The organism is Streptomyces sp. NPDC002790 (assembly GCF_040295505.1).
Taxonomy (GTDB): Bacteria; Actinomycetota; Actinomycetes; order Streptomycetales; family Streptomycetaceae; genus Streptomyces.
This window is the reverse complement of the sequence record NZ_JBEOVM010000004.1, coordinates 159,136-183,668: the sequence shown is the minus strand read 5'-3', so window position 1 is coordinate 183,668 and position 24,533 is coordinate 159,136. Positions and strand designations below refer to the sequence as shown.

Annotated in this window: 22 protein-coding genes; 19 read left to right on the top strand and 3 right to left on the bottom strand. The window is 68.7% G+C overall.

Annotated features, from left to right (window positions below; translation table 11 throughout):
• Positions 1 to 194 precede the first annotated feature (194 nt).
• Positions 195 to 893 carry a GntR family transcriptional regulator gene (locus tag ABT004_RS04450; protein ID WP_351331328.1) on the top strand — a complete coding sequence of 233 codons (699 nt, stop codon included), beginning with the start codon at positions 195 to 197 and terminating at the stop codon, positions 891 to 893.
• Between the two features lie 64 nt (positions 894 to 957).
• Here ABT004_RS04450 and ABT004_RS04445 read toward each other — a convergent pair whose 3' ends face one another.
• The 3 genes from ABT004_RS04445 to ABT004_RS04435 are packed head-to-tail and all read right to left on the bottom strand — an operon-like array spanning position 958 to position 5,000.
• Positions 958 to 2,121 carry an ABC transporter ATP-binding protein gene (locus tag ABT004_RS04445; protein ID WP_351331327.1) on the bottom strand — a complete coding sequence of 388 codons (1,164 nt, stop codon included), beginning with the start codon at positions 2,119 to 2,121 and terminating at the stop codon, positions 958 to 960.
• A complete protein-coding gene (locus tag ABT004_RS04440) occupies positions 2,118 to 3,896 on the bottom strand; it encodes an ABC transporter permease (RefSeq protein ID WP_351331326.1) in 1,779 nt (592 codons plus the stop codon). Before ABT004_RS04440 ends, ABT004_RS04445 begins: the two co-directional genes overlap by 4 nt.
• A 33-nt stretch (positions 3,897 to 3,929) precedes the next feature.
• Positions 3,930 to 5,000, bottom strand: coding sequence for an ABC transporter substrate-binding protein (locus ABT004_RS04435; protein ID WP_351331325.1), 1,071 nt, complete (start codon positions 4,998 to 5,000; stop codon positions 3,930 to 3,932).
• A 602-nt stretch (positions 5,001 to 5,602) separates the two neighbouring features.
• Here ABT004_RS04435 and ABT004_RS04430 point away from each other — a divergent pair.
• The 18 genes from ABT004_RS04430 (at position 5,603) to ABT004_RS04345 (ending at position 24,513) form a co-directional block, all read left to right on the top strand.
• Positions 5,603 to 6,499 carry a substrate-binding domain-containing protein gene (locus ABT004_RS04430; RefSeq protein ID WP_351331324.1) on the top strand — a complete coding sequence of 299 codons (897 nt, stop codon included), beginning with the start codon at positions 5,603 to 5,605 and terminating at the stop codon, positions 6,497 to 6,499.
• Between the two features lie 64 nt (positions 6,500 to 6,563).
• Positions 6,564 to 7,430 carry an amidohydrolase family protein gene (locus ABT004_RS04425; protein ID WP_351331323.1) on the top strand — a complete coding sequence of 289 codons (867 nt, stop codon included), beginning with the start codon at positions 6,564 to 6,566 and terminating at the stop codon, positions 7,428 to 7,430.
• A gap of 48 nt (positions 7,431 to 7,478) precedes the next feature.
• Positions 7,479 to 8,564 (top strand): ABC transporter substrate-binding protein, encoded by a 1,086-nt coding sequence (locus tag ABT004_RS04420; protein ID WP_351331322.1) that lies wholly within the window; start codon positions 7,479 to 7,481, stop codon positions 8,562 to 8,564.
• 5 nt (positions 8,565 to 8,569) lie between these two features.
• Positions 8,570 to 9,796 (top strand): MFS transporter, encoded by a 1,227-nt coding sequence (locus ABT004_RS04415; protein WP_351331357.1) that lies wholly within the window; start codon positions 8,570 to 8,572, stop codon positions 9,794 to 9,796.
• 279 nt (positions 9,797 to 10,075) lie between these two features.
• Positions 10,076 to 10,870 carry an ABC transporter ATP-binding protein gene (locus ABT004_RS04410; RefSeq protein WP_351331321.1) on the top strand — a complete coding sequence of 265 codons (795 nt, stop codon included), beginning with the start codon at positions 10,076 to 10,078 and terminating at the stop codon, positions 10,868 to 10,870.
• Between the two features lie 122 nt (positions 10,871 to 10,992).
• Positions 10,993 to 11,631 carry an SRPBCC domain-containing protein gene (locus tag ABT004_RS04405; protein WP_351331320.1) on the top strand — a complete coding sequence of 213 codons (639 nt, stop codon included), beginning with the start codon at positions 10,993 to 10,995 and terminating at the stop codon, positions 11,629 to 11,631.
• The gene (locus tag ABT004_RS04400; protein ID WP_351331319.1) at positions 11,628 to 12,488 is read left to right on the top strand and encodes an HpcH/HpaI aldolase family protein; all 861 of its coding nucleotides are present in this window, start codon (positions 11,628 to 11,630) and stop codon (positions 12,486 to 12,488) included. Before ABT004_RS04405 ends, ABT004_RS04400 begins: the two co-directional genes overlap by 4 nt.
• A gap of 51 nt (positions 12,489 to 12,539) precedes the next feature.
• Entirely contained in the window at positions 12,540 to 13,607 is a 1,068-nt protein-coding gene (locus ABT004_RS04395) for an amidohydrolase family protein (protein ID WP_351331318.1), read from the top strand.
• Positions 13,604 to 15,256 (top strand): thiamine pyrophosphate-binding protein, encoded by a 1,653-nt coding sequence (locus ABT004_RS04390; RefSeq protein WP_351331317.1) that lies wholly within the window; start codon positions 13,604 to 13,606, stop codon positions 15,254 to 15,256. Before ABT004_RS04395 ends, ABT004_RS04390 begins: the two co-directional genes overlap by 4 nt.
• 5 nt (positions 15,257 to 15,261) lie before the next feature.
• Positions 15,262 to 16,176: a substrate-binding domain-containing protein gene (locus ABT004_RS04385; protein ID WP_351331316.1), complete on the top strand. Its 915-nt coding sequence runs from the start codon at positions 15,262 to 15,264 to the stop codon at positions 16,174 to 16,176.
• A 69-nt stretch (positions 16,177 to 16,245) separates the two neighbouring features.
• Positions 16,246 to 17,415 carry a DUF3500 domain-containing protein gene (locus tag ABT004_RS04380; RefSeq protein WP_351331315.1) on the top strand — a complete coding sequence of 390 codons (1,170 nt, stop codon included), beginning with the start codon at positions 16,246 to 16,248 and terminating at the stop codon, positions 17,413 to 17,415.
• Between the two features lie 35 nt (positions 17,416 to 17,450).
• Positions 17,451 to 18,329, top strand: coding sequence for a hypothetical protein (locus ABT004_RS04375; RefSeq protein WP_351331314.1), 879 nt, complete (start codon positions 17,451 to 17,453; stop codon positions 18,327 to 18,329).
• A 49-nt stretch (positions 18,330 to 18,378) separates the two neighbouring features.
• Positions 18,379 to 19,362, top strand: a complete 984-nt coding sequence (locus tag ABT004_RS04370) for an ABC transporter substrate-binding protein (RefSeq protein WP_351331313.1) — start codon at positions 18,379 to 18,381, stop codon at positions 19,360 to 19,362.
• A gap of 48 nt (positions 19,363 to 19,410) precedes the next feature.
• Positions 19,411 to 20,271 (top strand): amidohydrolase family protein, encoded by an 861-nt coding sequence (locus ABT004_RS04365; RefSeq protein ID WP_351331312.1) that lies wholly within the window; start codon positions 19,411 to 19,413, stop codon positions 20,269 to 20,271.
• A gap of 6 nt (positions 20,272 to 20,277) precedes the next feature.
• Complete coding sequence (locus ABT004_RS04360; protein WP_351331311.1) at positions 20,278 to 20,946, top strand: GntR family transcriptional regulator; 669 nt, start codon at positions 20,278 to 20,280, stop codon at positions 20,944 to 20,946.
• A 26-nt stretch (positions 20,947 to 20,972) separates the two neighbouring features.
• The gene (locus tag ABT004_RS04355) at positions 20,973 to 22,565 is read left to right on the top strand and encodes a carboxylesterase/lipase family protein (protein ID WP_351331310.1); all 1,593 of its coding nucleotides are present in this window, start codon (positions 20,973 to 20,975) and stop codon (positions 22,563 to 22,565) included.
• Positions 22,566 to 22,579: 14 nt separating this feature from the next.
• Positions 22,580 to 23,617, top strand: a complete 1,038-nt coding sequence (locus tag ABT004_RS04350) for an ABC transporter substrate-binding protein (RefSeq protein ID WP_351331309.1) — start codon at positions 22,580 to 22,582, stop codon at positions 23,615 to 23,617.
• A 32-nt stretch (positions 23,618 to 23,649) separates the two neighbouring features.
• A complete protein-coding gene (locus tag ABT004_RS04345; protein ID WP_351331308.1) occupies positions 23,650 to 24,513 on the top strand; it encodes an ABC transporter permease in 864 nt (287 codons plus the stop codon).
• Positions 24,514 to 24,533: the final 20 nt, after the last annotated feature.

Below are 24,533 nucleotides of genomic sequence, written 5' to 3'. Positions count from 1 at the left end.
CTTGAGCTTGGAGGGCGTGGCCTGCGGGGAGGGGAACGGGGAAGGCTTGTGGCTCGTATCCAGTCGAGCGTTCGACCGACCACTCAGTGCTGTAGTACAACTTCCGTTGGGGCGCGCAGCCGGCCACAAAACCGAAGCGTTCCGTCGGAGACAACGCGTACGCCTGGGAGCAGGCCACACTGGAGGACAACACCATGGCACCAGCTGCGGGTACGGACCCGAGCAACGAAGGCGGTCCGGATTCGGGTGCCAGCAGGACGCTGCAGGCGTACAACGACCTGCGTGCGCTGCTCCTGTCCGGCCACTACGCGCCGGACTCCAGGCTCACCGAGTCGGACCTCACCACGCGTCTCGGCGTCTCACGCGGAACGCTGCGTTCGGTGCTCGCGCGGCTCGCGCAGGAGGGGTACGTCACCGCCGAGGCGCACCGCAGCGCGCGCACCCGCTCGTTCTCCGTGGAGGAGGCGCTCGAGATCCTGGAGACCCGTGAGGTGCTGGAGTCCGCGTTGGCGGCGAGTGCCGCCGAGCGTGCCACCGACGCCGACATCGCCGCCATGACCGAGACCTGCAAGCAGATGTGGGAGCACCAGGTGCCGGGCGGGCGCGAGGAGTACTGGAAGCTCAACCGCCAGTTCCACGAGCAGATCCGGCAGGCGGCGCGGCAGGCCACGCTCGCCCGGTTCGTCGACAGTCTGCTCTACCCGCTCGTCATGCAGCAGTACCGCGACGCGGATCGCAAGCACCCGCGCACCGACTCGGTGAGGGAGCACGAGGCGATTCTCGCCACCGTCGTCACCCGCAATCCGGAGGGTGCCGCGGCGGCCATGCGGCACCACCTCTCGGCCGCTCGGCATGCCCTGCAGCTGCAGATCGCGACGTCGACCGCCCGCTGACCGCACCGGCCGGGCAGCGGGCGGAGGATCGATGCCCGGTGCCCTGGTGCCCCGGCACTCGGCCTCAACTGGCCAGATAGCTCGTCGTAGCCGGATCGAACCGCACCACCACGTCGTCGCCGGGCCGGCAGCCGAGACCGGCCCTGGCGGAGACCCTGAGCGATACGTCGTCCGTACGGATGACGAGTTCGAGCCGGTCCCCGAGGAACTCCGAGGACTCCACGGCGGCGAGGAACTCGTCGTCCGCGAGTGTCTGCGGCTCTCCCCGAGTGGTGGTGCGTACCTGGATGTCCTCAGGGCGCACACACACGAAGCCGCCGCTGCCGGTGCGACGGTCGCCTTCGCCGGACTGGCGGAGGCACAGCACCGGGCCGACCTCGGTCTTGGCGATCACACCGCCGTCGGCACGCGACGAGACGTCCTGCACGGGCAGCAGGTTCGCGCTGCCGATGAAGTCGGCGACGAAGGACGAACGGGGATGGTCGTAGAGCCGTTCCGGCCGGTCGATCTGCTCGACGTGCCCGCCGTTCATCACGACGACGGTGTCGGAGAGCGCCAGGGCCTCGCCCTGGTCATGGGTGACGTACAACGCGGTGACCCCGAACTGCTCCTGGAAGGAGCGGAGTTCCTGGCGGAGCTTGGAGCGCAGCTTCGCGTCGAGGTTCGACAGCGGCTCGTCGAGGAGGAGTACCTCGGGGTCACAGAGCAGGGCGCGGGCGAAGGCGAGACGCTGCTGCTGGCCACCGCTCAGCTGGGTCGCCCACCGGTCCGCCATGGGGGCGAGGCCCACCTGTTCGAGCATGTCCATGGCCCGCTGGCGGATGTCCTGGCCCCGGCGGCGGTTGCGTCCGTGTCGCATCGGGAAGGCCGCGTTGTCGAGGACGGTCATGTGCGGCCAGATGCCGTAGGACTGGGGCACCATCGCGATCGGCCGGTCCTCGGGGCGGACGTTGCGCTTCTGCGACTCGTCGAAGACGACCTGCCCGCCCATCTCGATGCGGCCGCCGGTGGCCTGCTCGAGTCCCGCGACGCACCGGAGTGTCGTGGTCTTTCCGCAGCCACTCGGCCCGAGCAGGGTGACGAACTTGCCCTTCGGCACGTCGAAGGAGACACCGTCAACCGCATAGGTGGTCTCGCCGCCGGACGCCCGGTCGTAGGACTTGCGCAGTTCCGTGATGATGATCGAGTTCACGGGGTCGTTGTTCATCTTTTCCACCATCTCTGTCATGCCTCCTTCGCGGTGCTGTGCCTGTTGACCAGCCACACCGCAGCGGTCGAGATCACCACGAGCACCACGGCCAGGGCGCTCGCCGTCGGGTTGTCGACGCTGGAGGTGAAGGTGTCCCACAGGACGATCACCAGGGTGCGGTTGCCCGAACTGGTCAACAGCAGGGCGATCGGCAGCTCTCCCAGCGCGTGGGCGAAGACCCACAGCCAGCACTTCCACAGAGTGGGTCGCAGGAGAGGGAGCAGCACCGTCCGCGTCACGGTGAAGGGGCTCGCGCCGGTGACGCGGGCGGCTTCGATGAGCCCGTCGTCCAACTGCACCAGTGCCGTTTGCACCATGCGCGATCCCCGCGGAAGGAATCGTGTCACCAGCGCCACGACAATGATCCATACGGTGCCGTAGATCGGTATGGGAACGAACAGATAGAGGAACAGGACGGCGGCGCCGAGGACGACGCTGGGAATCCCGAATACCGCGAACTGCGTTTCGAACAGGAGCGTACTGCCCGGGAATTGGCGTCGCGATGCCGCGACGGCGATCCATACCGACATCGCCGTGGTCACCGTCGCGGTGACCAGCACCACCTCTGCCGTATTCAGCAGAATGTGTCCGATATCAGGAATGTCGAGCAGGCTGCTGTAGTTCGCGAACGTCATCGACTCGAACCCGGACCAGCTCATGGGGCGGGTGTACGGCGAGAAACTCGTCCACAGCAGGGCCAGAATGGGCAGCACGATGCCGATGAACATGTAGACGCAGACGACGATGAACATCGGAATCCGCCAGCGGCCGAGGCTGGTTCGGGTCTGCCGGTATCCCTTGCCGACCACGACCCGGAAGCGGTTCGTGTCGCGAACGCGCCGCCGGTACACGAAGAGCAGCACGAGGGACACGGCGAGGATGAGAACGCCGTACGTACAGGCCTGACCATAGTTGGGAATTCCACCCGGCGGTTGCAGCGAGTACTGGATGAGGCTGCTGAAAACGAAGATTTTGTCCGGCAGTCCGAGGAGCGCGGGAATGGCGAAGCCCTCCAGGGCCACCACGATGAGCAGGATCCCGGATGCCGACACGGCGGGCGTGACGAGCGGCAGCACGATGAGGCGCAGCCGGCGCCACAGCGGCGCTCCCACCGCGGCCGCTGCCTCCTCCAGTTCGGGGTTGAGGCGCGCGAGGGCGGGGGCGATCATCAGATACATACTGGGCACGCCGAAGATGCCCATCACCAGAATCATTCCCGGTATGGAATAGATGTCGATCTGTACGCCGATGAGCTTGTGGATGATGATGGCCAGCGGGCCATTGGCCGGGTTGGCCACCAATGCCCACGCGATCGCCATCACCGTGACCGGAACCGCCATCGGCGCCAGCGCCAGCGGGCTCAGGAAGCGGCGCCCCGGTATGTCGGTCCGCTCGAAGAGATAGGCGAGCGCGATGCTGATCACCATGGCGATGATGAGCGAACCGACGACGTAGATGACGGTGTTGAGCGTCACCGACCCCAGCCGGCTGGACTCGAAGACGTCTGCGAAATTCTCGAACGAGAAGCCGGGAACCTGGAAGGGGAGATCGGTGGTGGACGGCTTCAGGCTGCTGTAGATCAGGATCGCGAGGGGGAAGAGGACGAGATATCCCACCAGGACGACCATGGCCAGGTTCAGCACCATCCCCGCCGCCGACGACACCTTCGAAGCTCGTGATTCGGGACGGACCTCGTGGCCCGTCGGAGCTTCCGCAAGCGGTGTATCGGGTACTTCTTCGGTTTTCAGGGCCATCGCGGACCTCCGATTCTGGACGTGAACATGCACCTAGCCGACATCTGTCCCGAATTCCTTCTCGACCTTCGGATAGAACTCGGAGAGCGTGTTGTACTTCTGGAGGGTCGTGGTGCCGTACCACTTCAAGCCCGCCTTGCACATCGCTTGAAGAACGGCGGTGTCGCGCGAATTCGAGCAGTCGGTGTTCACCGGGATCCGGGAGTTGTAGCTCTTCGCGAGCAGTTTCTGGGCCGCGTCCGACGACAGGAACGTGGTGAGGAGCGCTCCGGCGGCCGGGTGCGGGGCGCCCTTCGGGACGTAGAGGTACGACTCGCTGGCGCTGGTCGGCGAGACGGGTGCGACGGCGACCGGCGCGCCCTTGTCCTGCGCGGCCAGCACCAGGCTGGCCAGGCTGGTCCCGATGCTCACCTCACCGGTCTCGATCGGCGCCTCGGCCTGGGTGACATTCGGTGAGTAGTGCGGTTTCAGGGCACCGAACTTCTTGGCCCAGGCCAGTGCCCTCTTCTCCCCCATCGAATCGTCGAGGTCCCAGACGGACATGAACGACGCCCGGGACTCCGCGGAGATCTCGCCTCCCGACCACCGGGAGTCGAGCAGGTCGTCCCAACTCCGCGGTACGTCGGCGGGTTTCACCTTGTCGGTGTTGTACGCCCAGACCTTGGGTGTGGCCCAGACGTAGACGAAGTTCTTGGCGAAGACGTTCTCCTGGGCGATGCCGTACTTCGTCCAGTCGACGTCACCGGCCAGATCGACCGCGGGGCTCATGGTGAGTCCGCCGGCATTGCCCACGTCGATCGACACCTTCTTGGCGGCCTGTTCCAGTCTGATCCGGCTCACCTGGTCCGGTGCCTTGACGTTGGTGTACTTGACCTTGATGCCGGGGTACTTCTCCTCGAACAGCTCGATGGCGGGCTGCATCTGCGCTTCCGGGTTCCAGGAGGCCCACTCGACCTCGCCCTCCTGTGTGGCCTGCTTCACCAAGGCGGCCCTCGACGAGGGGAGTTCGGCGCTCTTCGCCGTCGTCCCGCAGCCGCCCGCGGCGGCCGTCATCAGCAGCGCGAGCGCCACAGCCGCCACCCGGCCCTTCACGTCGTGACTCATCGGTCGTCCCCTCCTCGGGGTTGGCACCCAACGTCCCGTTGGACAGCCGGTGTTCGCGCACACGGGGTGGGTTCGTTGACGGCCGGACATGTCGGTGACGCGTCCGCCCCGTCGACCTGTTGGTGTGACGACATGGTGTGCCCATACCACCTGAAGGCGATGCTCGGGGCGATGTGGGCAGACGGCGCTGGGGCGACCGGTCGGGACAGTCATGTGCGGCTCAAGCTTCTTGTTAAACAATGTGGACCGTAGCACCGACCCTGCCCACCGTGAACCCCGTCACAGCAAAATCCCGCACGCTCGGTGTTTACCCCCGCCGTCGGCCTGGGTCCACGCCACCCCAAGCTGCCCCGACCACCTTCCATTGTTAGACAATGCCTGATCAGGCGGATGGGCACCTCCATCCCGCGCCCCAGCCTCAGCGACACCCCCGGATTGTTTGACGATTCTCATCCATCAGCCTTGTGTGAGGGGTGAAACCGCTGTTAACTTCCCAGCATTGTGCAACAAACAAGCTCGACAAGAGGAACTGATATGAGGGCCCAACTCCCCCGTGCCCCACATGACTTCGGACCTCGACGCGGCCGCTGCCGGGGCACACGATGACCCGGCTCACGGTGGCGCTGCGCCGCTACCCGCACACCGAGCCACTCCTCGACGGCACCGTGAAGACCCCCGGCTGCGATCTCGACTTCCCCGCGATCGAGCCGATCCATCGGGCCTTCGCACCGATGGTGCGTGAGCAGCGGTACGACGTCTCCGAAATGGCCATCGCCACCCTTCTCCAGGCGGTCGAGGCCGGTGTGCCGATCGCCGCGATCCCCGTGGTGCTGCACGGCAATTTCCACCACCGGTCGATCTCCGGTTGGGGAGGCGAGGGGCAGCTCCGGCCGGAGGACCTGCGTGGACAGCGGGTCGGTGTGCGCGCCTACAGCCAGACGACGGCCCTGTGGGTGCGGGGCGTCCTCAGTGACACCTACGGTGTGCGGGCCGAGGACATGACATGGGTGACCAGAGAGGGCCCACACGTCGACGGCGCACACGAGCCACCCAACGTGGAGCGCACCTCACTCGGACTGGTGGACGCGCTGCGCCAGGGAGACGTCGCCGCGGTGGTCATGGGAGCACGCTCCGCCGACCACGTGGACGGCCTCGTGCCTCTCCTCACCGACTGGAAGGAACAGCAGGCGGGGTTCCTCGACCACCACGGCTGGGTGCCGATCAACCATCTCGCCGTCGTGCGCAAGGATCTCCTGGAGTCCGAGCCCCGCGTCGTCCGCGCGCTCTACCAGGGGCTCTGCGCGAGTATCGACGCCGCGCGCCCTGTCGAGCCCACCGGCTCCACCCGCGAGCTCGTGGTGCAGCACGGCATGAGCGACACCCTCCTGGCCACCCTCCAGACGGCCATCCGCTTCGCCCGCGAGCAGGGGCTCATCAAGTCCGACCTGGACGCGGCGGACCTCTTCGCCGACTTCCACCGTCACGTGGGCCCGGCCTGACCCGCCCGCACGTTCGGCCGGTCCGGGACACATCTCCGTACCCGCAAGACTCCGAGGAGCATCGATGCACTATTTCGACACCCACACCCATGCCATGTCGGCCGACACGGACACCTACCCGACGGCGCCGCTCGGCGGAACGCGATCGGAGTGGTCGCAGGCCCGCCCCGTTGATGTGTCCGGCCTGATCCGACACCTCGACGACGCCGGGGTGGAGCGGGCGGCGCTCGTCCACGCGTCGACGGTCTACGGATTCGACAACCGTTACGCGGCCGACGCCCTGGACAGGCATCCGGACCGGCTGGTGGGCGTGTGCGCGGTCGACTTCCTGTCCGACTCGGCGGTGCCCGACCTCCACCACTGGATCGAGGAGCGCGGGTTCAGCGGTGTCCGCATCCGTGTCTCCGACGGCACCACGAAGGTACCCACGCCGGGCTCCGGGATCTCGGACGAGCGGATGACCGCGGTGTGGGACTACGTGGAGAGCCGCGGGGTGCCCGTGTGCGTCCAGATGCACTCGAAGGACGCCGACAAGCTCGCCCACGTACTCGACGCGCACCCGACGCTGACCATCCTGCTCGACCACGCGGGCCGCCCCAACGCCAGTGGCGGCCCCTCCTACCCGAAGCTCGACGAACTCGGCCGGCTGGCCCGATTCCCTGGCGTCCACCTGAAGATCACGCCCCCGGCGCTGAACCGCCTCGCCGGCGAACCGGACGTCGACGTCCCCGAAGTCCTGCGCCGTCTCGCCGGCATCTTCGGCGCCGACCGTCTGATGTGGGGGTCGAACTTCCCGGCGTCCGACGGCACCTTGCGTGACCTGCGTGACCGGATCGAGAGCCACCTGTCATGGATGGCACCGGACGACCTCGCGAACGTCCTCGGCGGCAATGCCTCCCGTGTCTACAACGCATCCGCAGTCACCCGATAACCCCTGCCCGCCGCGCGACGGCCGGCATGTCTTGAGGACGAAATGGCGATGAAACAGGCAAGGAAGGGCGGGCCCCCACGGCGTTGCGCCTTCGCCGCGGTCACCGTTCTGGTCACCGCGGCGGGCATGACCGGCTGCGGGACGTCGGCCAAGAGCGCGGATCTCCCGAAGTCGATGAACGCGCTGGTGAAACAGGCCGGGCAGGAGGGCGAGGTCGAGTGGTCGGCCCCCAAGCCGCAGGCCCAGATGCAGCCCGCGATCGACCTGTTCGAGAAGAAGTACCCCGGCATCGAGGTCAAGTACACCAACACCAAGGCCCCCGACCAGGTCAGCCAGCTCAGGATGGAGCAGGCCGCCGGGAAGGTCTCCGTCGACGTGGGCAACGCCGGTGGACTCACCGTGGGCCCGTCCGCCGACATGGCGGACAACATCGACTGGACCCGGTACGGCATCGACAAGAAGAACCTCCTGCACAAGGGACTCGTCTACATCTGGGCGGTTCCGAAGGTGTGGTCCTACAACACGGACAAGGTCAAGCCGGCCGATGTGCCGAGGACGTGGAACGACCTGCTCGACCCCCGCTGGTCCGGCGGCAAGATCTCGGCCGAGTCCCGCGCGTCGTTCCTGACCGCCTGGGACCTGGACCCGGGCCTGGGGCAGAAGATGGCGCTGGCGTGGGCCAAGAAGTTCGCCGCGCAGAAGCCCCACTACGCGCCGAACACCACCCAGACCGAGGCACCGGTCGAGTCGGGTGAGGTGAGCATCGGCACCAGCCTCATCAACCTCGTGCTGGAGGCGAAGAAGAAGGGCGCGCCCGTCGAGGTGGCCCCCCTCTCCCCCACCAACGCGAACGAGTCGTACCTCTACGTCCCCAAGGGTGCCCAACACCCCGCCGCCGCAGCCCTGTTGACCTCGTTCCTGTCCTCCGCCCCGGCCCAGCAGGCCCTCGCCAAGACGTACAACTCCCGTATCCCCGCGAAGACCGACTGCTCGCACCCGGACGACACCCCGGTCCTCGCGGCGATCTGCCAGGCGAACCTGAAGTGGTACCCGACGTCGACGCTCGACGACTACAACCGCCTGACCGCCTTCTTCCCCAAGGGAGAGAAGGCACTGGGCACGGACATCGGTTGACCGAGGTGGCCCCGGCGGGCGGACGACCGGGCACCTTCGCCTCGCTGCGGATCAGGAACTACCGCCTGTTCTCGATGGGGCAGTTCACGTCGGTGGTCGGCAACTGGATGCAGAACATCGCCATCGGCTGGCTGACCCTCGACCTCACCCACAGTGGCACCATGCTCGGCCTGGTGACCGGGGCCCGGTATCTGCCGGTCCTGTTGCTCGGTGTCTGGGGCGGGCTCGTGGCCGACCGGCACGACACCCGGCGGCTCCTTCTGCTCACCCAGATCTGCTTCGGTGTCCTGGCCGCGCTGCTGACCGTGCTGTCGTGGACCCACCTCGTCACACTGCCGCTGCTCATCCTGGTCATGCTCGCGCTCGGCCTGACGAACGTCTTCGACAACCCCGCACGCCAGAAGCTGCTCGGCGAACTCGTCGACGCGGACCATCTGGCCAATGCCATCGCGATCAACTCCACCTTCATCAACACGGCCAAGCTCGCCGGCCCCGGCATCGCCGGATCGGTGATCGCGACACTGGGGGCGACCCCGTGTTTCGCCCTGGACACCCTGTCGTTCCTGGCCGTCATCCTCAGCCTGCTCGGACTGCGCTCGGCCGAGATGTTCCCGGCCGAACCCGAGGACCGTGCGACGGGGCAGATCCGCGAGGGCCTCGCCCACATCCGCCACACGCCCGAGCTGCTGTACCCGATGGTCATGGTGTACGTGACGGGCATCCTCACCTGGGAGTTCCCGGTGAGCCTGCCGCTGCTGACGACATCGGTGTTCCGGGCGGGACCTGCGGGGTACGGCACGGCGATGGCCGTCATGAGCCTGGGCGGAGTGGCCGGCGGGCTGTTGGCGATGCGCAGGCGCCGGTTCGACACCCGGTCGCTCGCGGTGTCGGCGGTGCTCTGGGGTGTCGTGATCTGCGCCGCGGCGCTGGCACCGACACTGCCCGTGACACTGGTCCTGCTCGTGTTCGTCGGCTCCGCCTCGATCACCTTCAACTCCTCCGCCAAGACACTGATGCAGCTGACGGCCGCCCCGCAGATGCGCGGCCGTGTGCTGTCGGTCTGGTCGATCGGCTGGCTGGGCGGCACGGTCATCGGCGGTCCCGCCGTCGGTGCCATTGGTGCCTCGTGGGGCGCCCGGGGCGCCCTGCTCGTCGGCGGTCTCGCCGCGGCGGCGGTCGGCCTGGCCGTACTGCCGCTCTCGTCGGCCGGCCGCGCACGCTCCCACCCCTGACCCGGCCGTAGGCCTCCCTGCGAGACACCATCACGCGCGATCCACTTTGTCTAACAGTCCGCCATCGAGCCAGCTGGAGATTCCTGTGAATCACCCTTATTTACTGCGAACTTCTTGTGCCGCCATGACGACGGTGTTACGTTCCCGTTGAAAGTTGTTGGACAATCGAAGTGAAGCAGACCGCCACTGCCGATTGGATCCACCCACGACCGCCGCCCCAGCCGCGAGCGCACGGCCCCCGATCCAGCCCTTCGCGGGAAGGAGGCCGAGGAGACTGACATGTCGACCACCCAGCGCAACCTCCACACAGAGGCACTCCGTCTCGAGAACGTCACCCTGCAGTTCCCCGGCACTCACCGGCCGGCGATCGAGGATGTGTCGTTCAAGGTCGATCGCGGCAAGGTCGTCGCCGTGATCGGTCCCAGCGGATGCGGGAAGAGCACCATCCTCAACCTGGCCGCCGGGCTGCTCTCCCCCACGCAGGGGGAGGTGCACTACGCAGGCGAGCCGGTCACCACCGTCAACTCCGATGCCGCGTACGTGACACAGGCGTCCCACCTGCTGCCCTGGCTGAGCGTCAAGGCGAACATCGGCCTGGCCCTCAAGTTCCGCAAGGTCCCCAAGGAGGAGCGCGAGGCGCGCATCGCCAACTGGATCGAACTCGTCGGCCTGACCGGCTTCGAGGACCACTTCCCGCGGGAACTGTCCGGCGGCATGCAGAAACGCTGCGCGATCGCGCGGGCCCTGATCTACGACCCGTCCATCGTGCTGATGGACGAGCCGTTCGGGCCGCTCGACGCGATCACCCGGCTCAGGCTCCAGCAGGAACTGCTCAACATCTGGCAGGAGCAGAACGGGACCCTGATCTTCGTCACGCACGACCTCAACGAGGCTCTCTACCTGGCCGACGAGGTCGTCGTGATGTCACAGGGCCCCGGCACGATCCGGCGTGTCATCCAGGTCCCCTTCGAACGGCCGCGCCAGATCGGCTCGCTCGTCGAGTCACCCGAGTTCTCGGAGCTCTACAACCACCTCTGGGGCCTGTTCGCCGCCGAGCAGGAGGCCGCCGCGTAGCACCGCCACGCGACCCGTACACGCCCCACATCGCCCAACCATCACGGCAGTTGTGCCGTCATGCCGTCCTGCCCCGGCTCCCCCATGACCGCAACGCCTGCCGCCGAGTGAGGTTCACTGCTTTGATATCGATCACGGAAGAGATCGCCGTACCGAGTCCGCCCGAACGTGTCTGGGAGGTCATCTCCGACCCCTCGGCCGTCGTGTCCTGCATCGGTGGCGCGGAGCTCGGAGCGTCGCACGACGACGGGTCCTTCGACGGAACCCTGGCCATCAGATTCGGTGGCATCCGGGTCAAGTTCGCCGCCCGCATCTCCCTGGACCTCGACGAGTCCACACATGAGGGCCGCCTCACGGCCCGTGGCGCGGACGGCCAGGGCGCCACCCGCTTCAGCGCCGAGGCCACCTTCCGCGTCGTCGAGGCGGACACCCCCGACAGCGCCAAGGTGTTCTGCGACGGCCAGATCAAACTCAACGGCAAGCTCGCCAAGTTGATCGAGTCGGGCGCCGGGGCCGTGGTCTCCCGGATGACGAAGGAGTTCACCGAGCGGTTCGTCCAGGTGTGTGCCGCGCCCGTCGAGACACCCACATTGGTGTCCGCCGACGCACCGGCCCCCGCGCCGAGGCCGACCGGCCTCTTCGCCCGCCTGCGGGCCTGGTGGGCCGGTCGACGCGCCAGGCGCCAAGGGCAGCCGCCGCAGACGGCGCCGCGCGCCGAGAACACATCCGAGGAAGCACTCCGCCAGGGAGGTCGGCGATGACAACGTCCAGGCTCAACAAGGTGATCGGCGCGCTGGACGCCGGGCAGCATGTCTTCGCGACCTTCTCCGCGGCCGATCCGACATCCGCGATCGAGCTGAGCAACTCGGACTACGACGCCGTGGTGTTCGAGATGGAGCACAAGCCCTGGGACATCAACGCCCTCAAGGACAGCTTCCAGTACCTGCTGAGCAGGCGCCGGGTATTCGAGGCGGACAGCCTCGCACCGGATGTCACCCCGATCGTGCGCATCCCCGCCAACGGCGCGGAGAAGGCGCAGTGGCACGCCAAACAGGCCCTGGACCTGGGGGCGTTCGGCATCATCTGGCCGCACATCTCCACGGTGGAGGAGGCCCGGAACGCCGTCGCCGCCTGCCGCTACCCGCGGCTGCCCGACGCCCCGCTGTACGAGCCGGCCGGCCTGCGCGGTGACGGCCCGCACGCGGCGACCCGCTACTGGGGCATCCCGAACACCGAGTACTACGCGCGGGCCGATGTGTGGCCGCTCGCCCCGGACGGCGAGATCCTCGTCGGCCTCATGATCGAGGACCAGCAGGGCATCAAGAACCTGCCGGGCATCCTCGACCAGGTGCCGGGGATCGGCCTGATCCTCATCGGCGAGGGCGACATGAGCCAGGAGCTGGGCTTCCCCCGCCAGTACGAGCACCCCCGCGTTCTGGAGTGCAAGCAGCGGATCCTCGACATCTGCGCCGAGCGCGGAGTCGCCGTGGGTCATCCGCATGTCACCGCCGACAACGTCAAGCAGGTCCTCGACGACGGCTACCGCTTCCTGATGTCTTCACCGGTGCGCACCTACCCCGGCCTGCACAAGGCCCGGGAGCTGACCGGCCGGGAGTGAGGTGTCCTCACACCCTCTGCCGACCACCGCACGCGAGTTTCGGAGCAACACATGATCATCGACAGCCATGGCCACTTCACCACGGCGCCACCCGCGCTCGGCAAGTGGCGCGAGAAGCAGATCAAGGCGTTCGAGGAGTCCGGCGCCCGGGTCTCGCCCGAGGCGCTGCACATCACCGACGGCGAGATACGCGAAGCCATCGAGAACGGGCAGCTGAAGCTCCAGATGGAGCGCGGCACCGACGTGACGATCTTCTCGCCGGGCGCGGGCAAGATGGCCCACCACTACGGCGACGAGCGGACCAGCCTCGACTGGGCGCACGTCAGCAACGACCTGATCGCCCGGGTGTGCGGTCTCTTCCCCGAGCGGTTCGTCGGGGTGTGCCAGCTCCCGCAGTCCCCGGGCGACGCACTGGCCGCCTCCGTACGCAACTCCGCGGCCGAACTGGAGCGCTGCGTCGAGACGTTGGGCTTCGTCGGCTGCCTGCTCAACCCGGACCCGTCGGACGGCTACTACCAGGCGCCGCCGCTGACGGACCGCGTCTACTACCCGCTCTACGAGAAGATGGTCGAGCTCGACGTGCCCGCGATGGTGCACGTCGCGATGTCCAGGAACCCCGCGATGCAAGGCACATGTGCCCACTATCTCGCCGGTGACACCGCGGCGTTCATGCAGCTGTGCGAGTCGGACCTGTTCAAGGACTTCCCGAAGCTGAAGCTGATCCTGCCGCACGGCGGCGGCGCCGTCCCGTACCACTGGGGCCGCTACCGGGGCATGATGCAGGACCGCGGCCGGCCGCCGCTTGAGGAGTCGATCCTCGGCAATGTCTCCTTCGACACCTGCGTGTACCACAAGCGCGGCATGGAGCTGCTGCTCGACATCATCCCCGCTCAGAACGTCCTGTTCGCCTCGGAGATGATCGGCGCCGTCCGCAGCGTGGACCCGGAGACGGGGCGGCGGTTCGACGACACGAAGTACACCCTCGACTCCATCGACATGAGCGATGCCGACCGGCGGGCGGTCTACGGGGGGAACGCGCTGCACGTCTTCTCCCGGCTCGAAGGCGTCCTGAAGTCGCGGGCGACCGCTGCGGCGAACGTGAAGGAGTTCCAGAAGTGAAGGTCTACGAAGCTCTCGCCGAGGCGTTCGTCCGGGAGGGCACCAGCGATGTCTTCGGCATGATGGGTGACGCCAACATGCACTGGATGGCCGCGCTCGCCGACCGCGGTGTCAAGCTCTACGAGGTACGGCACGAGGGATCCGGCCTCGGCATGGCCGACGGCTGGGCCCGCGGCGCGGGCCGGCCGGGCGTGGTCACCACGACCAGCGGCCCCGGTGTCTCGCAGCTGGCCACCTCGATGCTCTGCGCGAGCCGGGCGGGCACCCCCCTGGTGGCCTTCTGCGGTGAGACCCCGCTGGGCGACGAGGGCGCCACCCAGTACCTCGACCAGCGGCGCTTCGCCGCCGCCATCGAGTGCGAGTTCATCCACATCGCCCGCCCGGAGAACGCCCAGGAGGCGGTGCGGCAGGCCTTCTACCTGGCCAGGACCGAGTCCAAGCCGGTCATGATCAGCGCCCCGTTCGACGTCCAGGTGGCCGAACTCGACGACTACGACGAGGACTACGTCCCGTCGACCGCCCTGATCGAGAAGTCCAGGCTGCTGCCCGAGCCGAGCCGTCTTGAGGCCGCCTGTGACCTGATCCAGGACTCCAAGCGCGTCGTGATCATCGCCGGGCGGGGTGCGCGGGGTGCGGACTCCGGCGAGGAGGTGCTCGCCCTCCAGGAGCAGACCGGCGCCCTGCTGGCCACCACCTTGCAGGCGAAGAACTGGCTGTGCGACCGCACCGACTTCCACGTCGGCCTGTCGGGCCTGTTCGGCGACAAGGTGTCGATGGAGCTGCTCCAGGACGCCGACTGCGTGATCGCGGTGGGCGCCAGCCTGAACCACTACACGATCGAGAGCGGCTACCTCTACCCCGAGGCCAAGTACATCCAGATCGACACCGCTCCCCACCTGGTCATGGGCAACGGCAAGAGGGCGGACTGCTATCTGCAGGCCGACGCGGTCACCGCACTCAGCGACCTGACCCGGGTGCTCCAGGAGCGTTCCGTCCGGCACGAGGGCTACCACACCGACCAGGTGCGCGAGCACCTGACCGCCCGTGTCCAGCAGCCGGAGTACGTGAACGAGCCCGGCCGGCTCGACCCGCGCGAGGCGATCTGGATCCTGGACCACGATCTGCCGGGCGAGATGGGCCTGGTGCTCGGCAGCGGGCACCAGACCGACTTCGGCACCATGCTCTTCCAGCGCTCCCGTGATGTGCTCTCCAACTACGGCATGTTCGGAGCCATCGGCCAGGCCCCGCTGATCGCCCTCGGGCAGATGGTCGCCAAGGGCAACAAGCCGGGGTTCGTGGTCGAGGGCGACGCCAGCTTCATCATGCACCTGTCCGAGTTCGAGACGGCGTGCCGCTACGACATCCCGCTGCTCGTCGTCGTGATGAACGACCAGGGCCTCGGCGCCGAGTACCACAAGGCGAAGGCCAAGGGGCTCGACCCGGACCTCGCGACCATCTCCACGCCCGAACTCGGCTCGGTCGCCGCGTCGTTGGGCGGCGGCGGGGCCACGGTCCGCACGGCGCAGGAGCTGCGCGACGCGCTGGCCGAGTACGTGCGTGAACCCCGGCCCACCGTGATCGACGTCCGGATCACCCGCGAGGTGCTGAGCACCCCGTACCGCCGCATCCAGTACGGAGAGGACGTGTGAGCGGCATGCGCGAGACACCTTCCCCCGAGACACCTCTGAGCGTGGTGCTCGGCAATCACTCCCACACCCGTCCACTGAAGGACGGCACCGTCCCCGTCGACGGAGTGGAGTGCCACTACCCCGAGTTCAGCCCACTGCCGCCGGCCTTCGCCCGGATGGTCCGTGAACTGGCCTACGACATCTGCGAGATGCCGATGGCCACCTACCTCCAGGCCCGCGACGCGGGTGTCCCGGTGACCCTGCTGCCCGTGGTGCTGGTGGGCAGCACCCACCACCGCTCCCTCACCCGGCTGCCCGACGGCGCCGACCTCGGCCCGCGCGACCTCGTGGGCCGGCGGGTGGGCGTGCGCTCGTACGGCCAGACCACCGGGCTGTGGGTGCGCGGCTGGCTGCAGGAGGAGTACGGCGTCAAGTCCTCCGACGTCACGTGGGTGACCACCGAGGACGTCCATGTCTCCCAGTACACCAATCCGTCGTACGTAGAACGCTCCGACCAGAAGCGGGTCGCGGACCTGCTGCACGCCGGAGACGTATCGGCGGCAGTGCTCGGCCCGAAGGCAATCGGCGGGCAGGGCAAGGGACTTGTCACCTTGGTCAAGGACGCGGAGGCCGCAGGACAGGCCTGGATCGAACGTCACGGGACGATCCCGGCCAACCACCTCCTGGTGGTGCGCGACGACGTCCTGCGCGCCCGGCAGGAGGACGTACGGGCCGTGTACCGGGCACTGGAGGAGGCGATCACGTCTACCGCGGGAGAACGAGACGACTCACCCGCCGGGCGCGCGGTGCGGGCCGGCTGGAGCGATTCGCTCGCCGCCTGCCTGGAGATCGCCGGCCAGTACGCCCTGGAGCAGGGCCTCATCGGCGAGCCGGTGGACGTGGCGGCCATCGAGGAGAAGGCGGCCTTCCTCAGCCAGTGAGGAGGCGATCGACACGGGTGTGCCGCCGGGCGGCGCACCCGTCGACAAGCATCGAAAGGAGGAGCGGCGATGGTGGCACTGCGCAAGCGGGGCAACGCGCCCACCCGCGAGCCCGACGTCTGGACACCTGATCTGCTCGAAAAGGTCGCCTGGCGGGTGAAGGCCGCGAACGAGCCGTTCCGCGGCGTGGGTACGTCGGCCGGCATCCGGCCGGGACTCTTCCCGCTGCGGAGCACGGGCGCCGACGTCCGCAAGGTGTACCGGGCCGCCGAGGACTACCTGGCGGGTCTGACCCAGAAGCAGCGCGCCGAGGGCCGCTTCCCCATGGACGACGTGAGCTGGCGGCACTGGAACAACGGCGCACGCTACTTCCTGCGCCACGGCGTCTGCCTGGAGGAACTCGACGACGCCCGGCGCCAGTCGGCCATGTCCGTCATCCGGGAGAGCCTCAGCGCGGACGGCTACGGGCAGATGGTCGACCTGATGCGTCTCAATCTGACCATCGGCGAGATGAGCGACAACACGCACGGGCTCAACGAGTGGCTGTACTGGTTCTCCGTCTACGGGGAGCCCGAGAACGGCGGCCCGTGGGGCTGGCAGCTCGACGGTCACCACGTCAACGTCAACTGCGTCTTCGTCGGCGACCAGATGGTCCTCACCCCTTCCTTCCTCGGCGCCGAACCCGTGGCCGCCGGTTCCGGGAAGTACGCCGGAACGGTCGCCTTCCGTGGCGAGGAGGCCCTCGGCCAGGAGCTGTTCACCGACCTCGACCCCCGGCAGCGCGAGCACGCCGTCATCGCGGACACCCTGCCGGCAGAGCTGTTCGTCGGGGCCTTCCGCGACAACTTCGAGCTCAACTACGCCGGGCTGCCGCTGAGTCGGATGTCCACCGGCCAGCGGGACACCGCGCTGCGCCTCCTCGGCCTGTACGTGAACCGGGCCGGCGACCACCACGCGCGGGTGCGCATGGAGGAGGTCCTGGCGCACGAGGGCGACACCCACTTCGCGTGGGCCGGGAACCCCGACGGCACCTTCTACTACCGCCTGCACAGCCCCGTGATCCTCGTCGAGTTCGAGCACATGCCGGGCGTGCTCTTCGGCAACGACTATCCGTCGCGCCGACACATCCACACCATCGTCCGCACCCCCAACGCAGGTGACTACGGCGCCGATCTGCTGCGCCGCCACCACGAACGTCACCACACACCGCGGACCGCGAACCCGGATCAGGCGGCCTGAACCGCCGCTCTGATCCTGCCCAGAAGGAGTAAGACATGAAGTTGGTGCTCGGCCGTGACGACCTCGCGGCGGCCGCGATCTCGGCGGTCCGTGAATCAGGCACGGAGCCGGAGCGGCTCGACATCAGTCCCGTGCACAAGGCCTCCCGTGGCTTCGTGAACGAGTCGGCCGCCGACCTGTGCGAGATCGCGATCGCGACGGTGCTGCAGGCCGTCGCCCACGGGAAGCCGGTGCTGCTGCTGCCGGTCACCACTCTGGGGCGCCACCAGCACCAGACGCTTGTGACCCTCGGCAAGCTGTCCGCCGCCGACGTGGAGGGGCACAGCGTGGGCGTCCGCTCCTGGAGCCAGACCACCGGTGTGTGGATGCGCGGTTTCCTCAGCGAGCAGTACGGCGTCGACCTGGGCAAGGCGCACTGGACGACGTACGAGGGCAGCCATGTCGACGGCGCCGACGACCCGTCCTGGGTGCGGCAGGCGCCGGAGGGGGCCAAGCTGCAGGCGGACTTCCTGGAGGGCCGCCTCGACTTCGGGATCATGGGCAACGGCCTCCCCGCCGACGACCGCATCCGCACCGCGATCGACGGCGCGCACGAGGTCGCCGAACAGTGGTCGCGGGACCGGGGGTTCATCCCGGTCAACCACGTCGTCGGTGTGTCCGCGTCGGCCGCGGCGGAGCACTCCGCCGCGATCCTCGCCGCGTACGACGCGATGCGCTCGGTCCTCACCGACGCGGAGAAGCCGGGCCCCGTGCCCCTGCACCCCGTGGGCTTCGAGGCGCTGCGCGGCGCGTTCACCAAGGCCGCGGCGTACGCGCTGGAGCAGGGCGTGATCGAGCGGGCGGTCGACTACGACGAGCTCGTCGAGCGCACCTGCACGGCGCTTGGTGTGTCACCGGAGCGCCTGGGCGGCTGACACCCCCGCGAACTGCCCTACGTACTCATGAACTTGGAGATGGACAGCAATGGAAAAGATCACGACGGTCTTCGGTGACTACCCGCACGGGCAGGCACTGCTGGACGGCGACGTCGAAATCGACGGGTACCGGGTCGACCCGGTGGAGGTCAAGCCGGTCATCGGCGCGTACCGGCGGATGATCCGGGACCTGGAGTTCGACGTGTGCGAACTCGCCCCGGTCTCCTACCTGATGGCACGCCAGGAGGGCATCCCGCTGACCGCGGTGCCGGTCTTCCTCAACCGGCGCTTCCACCACGGTGACGTCCAGTGCGCGGCCAACTCCGGTATCCGCGTGCCGAAGGACCTGGAAGGACGCCGCATCGGCGTGCGCGCCTACTCGGTGAGCACCGGTGTGTGGGTGCGTGGTGTGCTGCGTGAGGAGTACGGGGTCGACATCGACACGATCACGTGGGTGGTGGACGACGACGACCACATCGAGGGCCGTGTCCCGGCCAATGTCGAGCGGGTCACCGACGGCCGTTCGCTGGGCGAGCTGCTGCGCGCCGGGGAGATCGACGCGGCGCTGACCGGCAACGCCGGGACCGGCCGGGCCGGTTCTCCGAGGGCCGGGTGGACGGCGGCGGCCGACCCGGAGCCCACCAGCGACGAAGGACCGTACCCGCTCTTCCCCGAGGCCGGCGCGATCGCGGTGGACCACTACCTGCGCACCGGGATCTACCCGCTGCACTCGCTGATCTCGGTGCGCTCCGAACTCGTGGAGCGCGACCCCGACCTGCCCACCAAGCTGTACGCGGCGTTCGCGGAGAGCAAGCGCCGCCACCTCGCCGCGCAGCCCGAGTGGGCGGCGGTACCGCGCCTGGCCCGCCAGGGCCGCGCGATCGGCGCCGACCCCGTCCCGTACGGCGTCACAGCCAACGAGCGCAGCCTGAACGCCATGGCGCGGTTCGCGAAGGACCAGGGGCTGCTCGACGCGGACTTCCCCACCGACGCGGGCTCGCTGTTCGCGGCGGGCGAGTACCCGGCCGCCTGAGCCCTTCCCTCCACGAGCCTGCCCATACAGACAGAGAGAGCACCCCGCATGGACGTCGTCGACGCACACTGCCACATCATCTCCGAGGACCCGACCGCCTACCCCCAAGCACCGCTCGGGGGCAAGCAGTCGACGTGGGCCGCCACCCGACCAGTGACCGCCGAGGGCATGGTCGACCGGATGGACGCGACCGGCATCGACCAGGCCGTCCTCGTTCAGGCCACCACCAACTACGGCTACGACAACTCGTACGTCCTCGACAGCACCCGCCGGTGGCCGGAGCGCTTCGTCGCCGTCGGCACCGTCGACCCGCTGCGCCCCGACGCCGCCGACTCGCTCAAGGCCGCGGTCGGCGAGGGCGGCCTGTCCGGGGTGCGGCTTTTCACCAGCGGCAGCACGGTGCCGACGCAGGGCGAGTGGTTCGCCGCCCCGGAGGCGTACCCCTTCTGGGAGCAGGCCGCCGAGCTGAAGCTGCCGGTGTGTCTCCAGATGCGGCTCGGCCCCGCAACCGAGCAGCTGAAGGAACTTCTGGGCCGCTTCCCCGGTGTCACGGTCCTCCTCGACCACATCGGCTACCCCGACATCGCCGCGTCCCCGGCCAAGGCGGGCGCCGAGGTGGCGGAACTGGCCGTGCACCCGGGCCTGCACCTCAAGCTGACCCACCGCAACCTGGAGCGGCTTCAGGACGCCGGGGAGCAGGCGGCCGACTTCCTCGGCCCGGTCGTCGGGGCGTTCGGGGCGGGGCGGATCGCCTGGGGGTCGAACTGCCCGGCCGCCGAACAGTCGCTGCCCGAGCTCCTCACCCTCGCCCAGCAGGTCCTCGCGGGGCTGCCGGAGCAGGACCGGCAGGAGATCTTCGCGGGCACCGCCCGGCGCCTGTACGCCTCCCTCGGCAGCTCCGGGAGCTGACCCGTCATGCCTGCCACGCCTTCAGTCGCCACCCGCTACAGCCACGCCTACGACGGGCTGCGCTCCCTGCTGCTGTCGGGGAGCATCCCGCCGGACACACGGCTGACCGAGGCGGACCTCACGCGAATGTTCGACGTGTCCCGGAGCACCATGCGCACCGCCCTGGCCCGCCTGACGCACGAGGGCTATGTGACCGGGGAGGTCAACCGCGGGGTGCGCACCAGGAGTTTCTCCGTCGAGGAGGCGGCGGACATTCTGGAGGCCCGCGAGATCCTGGAGTCCGCGCTGGCCGGCAAGGCCGCGGAGCAGGCCACCGCCGAAGAGGTGGAGGAACTGGGGCGCACGCTCCAGGACATGGAGGAGCGGCAGTCCCGCGGCGACCAGGACGCCTACTCGCGCTGCAACCGCCGCTTCCACCAGCAGCTGAAACTGGCCTCGCACCAGGGCACGTTGGCGCGCGCCTACGACACGCTGCTGTACCCGCTGGTGATGCGCCAGTACCGCAATCTGTCGGCGCGGCACCCGCGCTCCGGCTCCCTCGAGGAGCACCGGGCCATCTACCTGGCCGTCGTCACCCGCAACCCCGCCGCGGCGTCCGCCGCGATGCGCCATCACGTCGGCTCCGCCCGCAGGGCGCTGCTGCTCGACACGTCCCCTGCCGCGCACGTCGGTTGACGAGCGGCCGGGGCGGAAAGGACCCAATGACCCGTGCCATCGCGGACACCGAGGCGGGCCCCGTCGAGGGCATCCCGTGCCGGGATCGCTCCGTCACCGTCTTCCGCGGCATCCCCTACGCGGCGCCGCCCGTCGGCGATCTGCGCTGGCGGCCGCCGCGGCCCCCGCGGCGCTGGGAGGGGGTGCGGCGGGCCGACCGGTTCGGACCCATGTGCCCGCAGGCACCGAACGAGGCGGCGGCGACCGGTGTCGACGTGCCGATGAGCGAGGACTGCCTGAGCCTGAACATCTGGACGGGCGCGCCCTCGCGCGAGGAACGACGGCCGGTCCTGGTCTGGATCTACGGTGGCGGCTTCCGCGAGGGCACGGGCGCGCAGCCGCGCTACGACGGCGAGAACCTGGCCGGCCAGGGCGTGCTCGTCGTCACGTTCAACTACCGCCTGGGCGCCTTCGGTTTCCTCGCCGCACCCGAGCTCGGGGCCGAGTCGGAGCACGGCTCGTCGGGCAACTACGGGCTCCTCGACTGTGTGGCCGCGCTGCGCTGGGTGCGCGACAACATCGCGGGCTTCGGCGGTGACCCCGACCGGGTCACCATCGCGGGCCAGTCCGCGGGGGCCGGCCTGGTCAACTTCCTCGCCATGTCCCCGCTCGCCAAGGGCCTGTTCCACCGGGCCATCGCGCAGAGCCACGCCCGGTACTGCCGCGACCCCGAGCTCCGCTACCTGTCGACGTCCTACCGCCTGCGGGCCGACGCGGAGAGCGCGGGCAGCCAGTACCTGCGGGTGCACGGCGCCCGCACTGTCCGGGAGCTGCGAGCACTGGACTGGCACAAGCTGATCGACGGGCACGACCCGATCGACACCAGCGTCGAGACCGGCGGCGCCGCGGGACCGCCGATGCTGCGTCCCGTCGTGGACGGCTGGGCGATCCCCGCCGGATACCACGAGACGTACGCCCAGGGCCTGCAGAACGACATCGACTACCTCGCCGGGAACAACCTCGACGAGGCAGGGGCGGTCCCTCGGAACCTGGTCGACGCGCTGCGCACCGGCCGTCGCACCACCCGGCCCGGGTCCCCTCCGGTCCAGGTGACACTGGAGCAGCACCGGGCCGCCGCACAGCGGAAGTTCGGCGCGCTCGCTGAGGAGTTCCTGCGCCTGTACCCGGCGACGACGGACGACGAGGCGGCCGAGGCCAGCAGCCGGGCGGCCCGCGACAACTCCCGCCTCTCGACGTACCTCTGGGGTGTCGACTGGGCCCGGCACAGCGCACGGTCCCTGCACACCTACTTCTGGACCCACCGCTCGAAGGCGGAGGGTTCCGGACCGCGCGGGGCCTGCCACGGTTCCGAGATCGACTACGTCTTCGGCAACCCCGCGGGCGGCACCGGCTCGTGGACCGAGGAGGATCACGAGATCGCCCGGACCGTCTCCGGCTACTGGACGAACTTCGTCGCCACCGGAGACCCCAACGGCGCGGGTCTCCCCCGCTGGCAGCCCTTCTCGAAGGACGTCGGCTCCGTCATGGAGATCGGCGAGCACTTTCGACCCATCAACGTCGCGGACCCGGAGCACACCCGCTTCTGGCTCCGTTTCTTCGAAACCCAACAAGCTTGGTGAACAAGGGAGTTCCCATGCGTTACCGCACAAGCTCGCGCACGCTGGCTCTTACCTCCACCGCGATACTCGGCGCCGCTCTGCTGACCGGCTGCGGAGGTCAGGGCGCGGCGTCGGTCGACTCGGACGGCATGAAGACCGTCTCGGTGGGTGTGAGCGGCAACATCTTCGATCTGTCCATCCGCGTGGCCGAGGAGAACGGCTACTTCGCCAAGCAACACATCAAAATCAAGTACGTGACCCTGAACGCCTCGACGGGCACTTCAGGGCTCCAGTCGGGTTCGGTGCAGTTCCTCAACGCCAGCCCGACCAGCTTCCTGGCCGCGCTCTCCAAGGGTCTTCCGGAGGTGTCGGTCGCGACGAACGGCGGCGGCAACCCCCTGGGCATCGTGGTCAGTTCCGACTTCGCGAAGAAGCACCACCTGACCTCGAACACTCCGGGGAAGCAGGTCGCCAAGGCGCTGGCCGGCTCCACCGCCGGCGCCAGCTCCGCCAACACCAAGGCCGAGGCGGGGCTGTTCCTCAAGGCCAACGGTGTGAAGACGAGCCAGATGAAGTGGGTGTCGCTGCCGAACCCGGCCGCGGACAAGGCGGCACTCACCAAGGGCGAGGTCGACTGGTTCATCACGTCCGAACCCATCCCGCTCCAGGTCCAGCACGACGGGGACGGTGTCGTCGTCGCCGACCCGGAGAAGGTTCCCCAGTGGGCCTTCGACGATGCCGGGTACGGCCAGGCCGTCGTGGCGCAGAAGAGCTTCGCGAAGAGCGACCCCTCCACCGTGAAGGGCTTCGCGACCGCCGTCCACCAGGCGACCGCCTACCTCGACTCGCACAAGTCCAGCGACAAGAAGGTACTGGCGGCGGCGCGCAAGACACTGCCCGGCGTGCCCGACGACGTGCTGAGCGCCTCCGTCGAGCAGGTGGACTGGCCGGCGAGCGCCAAGATGGACGCCGCCGGCTGGAAGAAGACCGTCGCCTTCGTGAAGGACGGCATCGGCGCGGTCGCGGACGCGTCGGTGTCATCCAGTGACTGGACCAACAAGTACCTGCCGTGACACGGCCTCAATCACCCGGAAGGGAGCAGACCATGGCAACCGTCACCGACAAGGCCGTACCCGCTGCCGACACGGCGGCACCACGCGCCCCGAAGACGTCCGACCGCTGGCGAGGCACACCCGCCGTCATCGGGCTGCGCATCCTCGTGATCGTGGTCGCCCTCGTCCTGTGGCAGTGGATGAGCGGCACCGTTCTGCCCGAGTACGCGGTCAGCAAGCCCACCGACGTGTTCGAGGCTCTCACCAAGATGCTCGGCTCGGCATCCGGCTGGACCAACATCAGGGTCACCGCCATCGAGGTCCTCGCGGGCTTCGGCCTCGGTGTCGCCGCGGGCACGGTGATGGGGCTCGTCCTCGGCTCCTTCCCGCTCCTGGGACGGGTCCTTGAACCCCTGGTCGCGGCCCTCAACGGCATCCCGAAGATCGCGCTCGCGCCGCTGTTCCTGCTGTTCTTCGGCATCGGATCCTGGTCGAAGATCACCATCGCCATGACCGGCGTCGCCTTCGTCGTCTTCTACAACATCTATCTGGGCCTTCGGCAGCGGGAGCGTGAACTCGTCGAGGTCGTCCAGGTGATGGGCGGGCGCAGGCACCACGTCCTGGGCTATGTCACGATCCCGACGCTCGCCGCGCCGTTCTTCGCCGCGCTCAAGACGGGCGGGCCGCTGGCCATCCTGGGTGTCATCGGCGGTGAGTTCATCGCCTCCTCCGAGGGCGTCGGCCACGAACTGTTCACCGCCGCGCAGAACCTCGACGCTCCCAACGAGTTCGCGGGCCTGATCGTCCTCGTGGCGCTGACCCTCGCCCTCAACGGCGTCCTCAGCGCGCTCGACACGTACGCCCTCAAGTGTCTCGGCCTCGCGCCCCGCCGCAACAGGCCGCAGCCCAAGAAGTGAACCGATCACACCCACCTTCG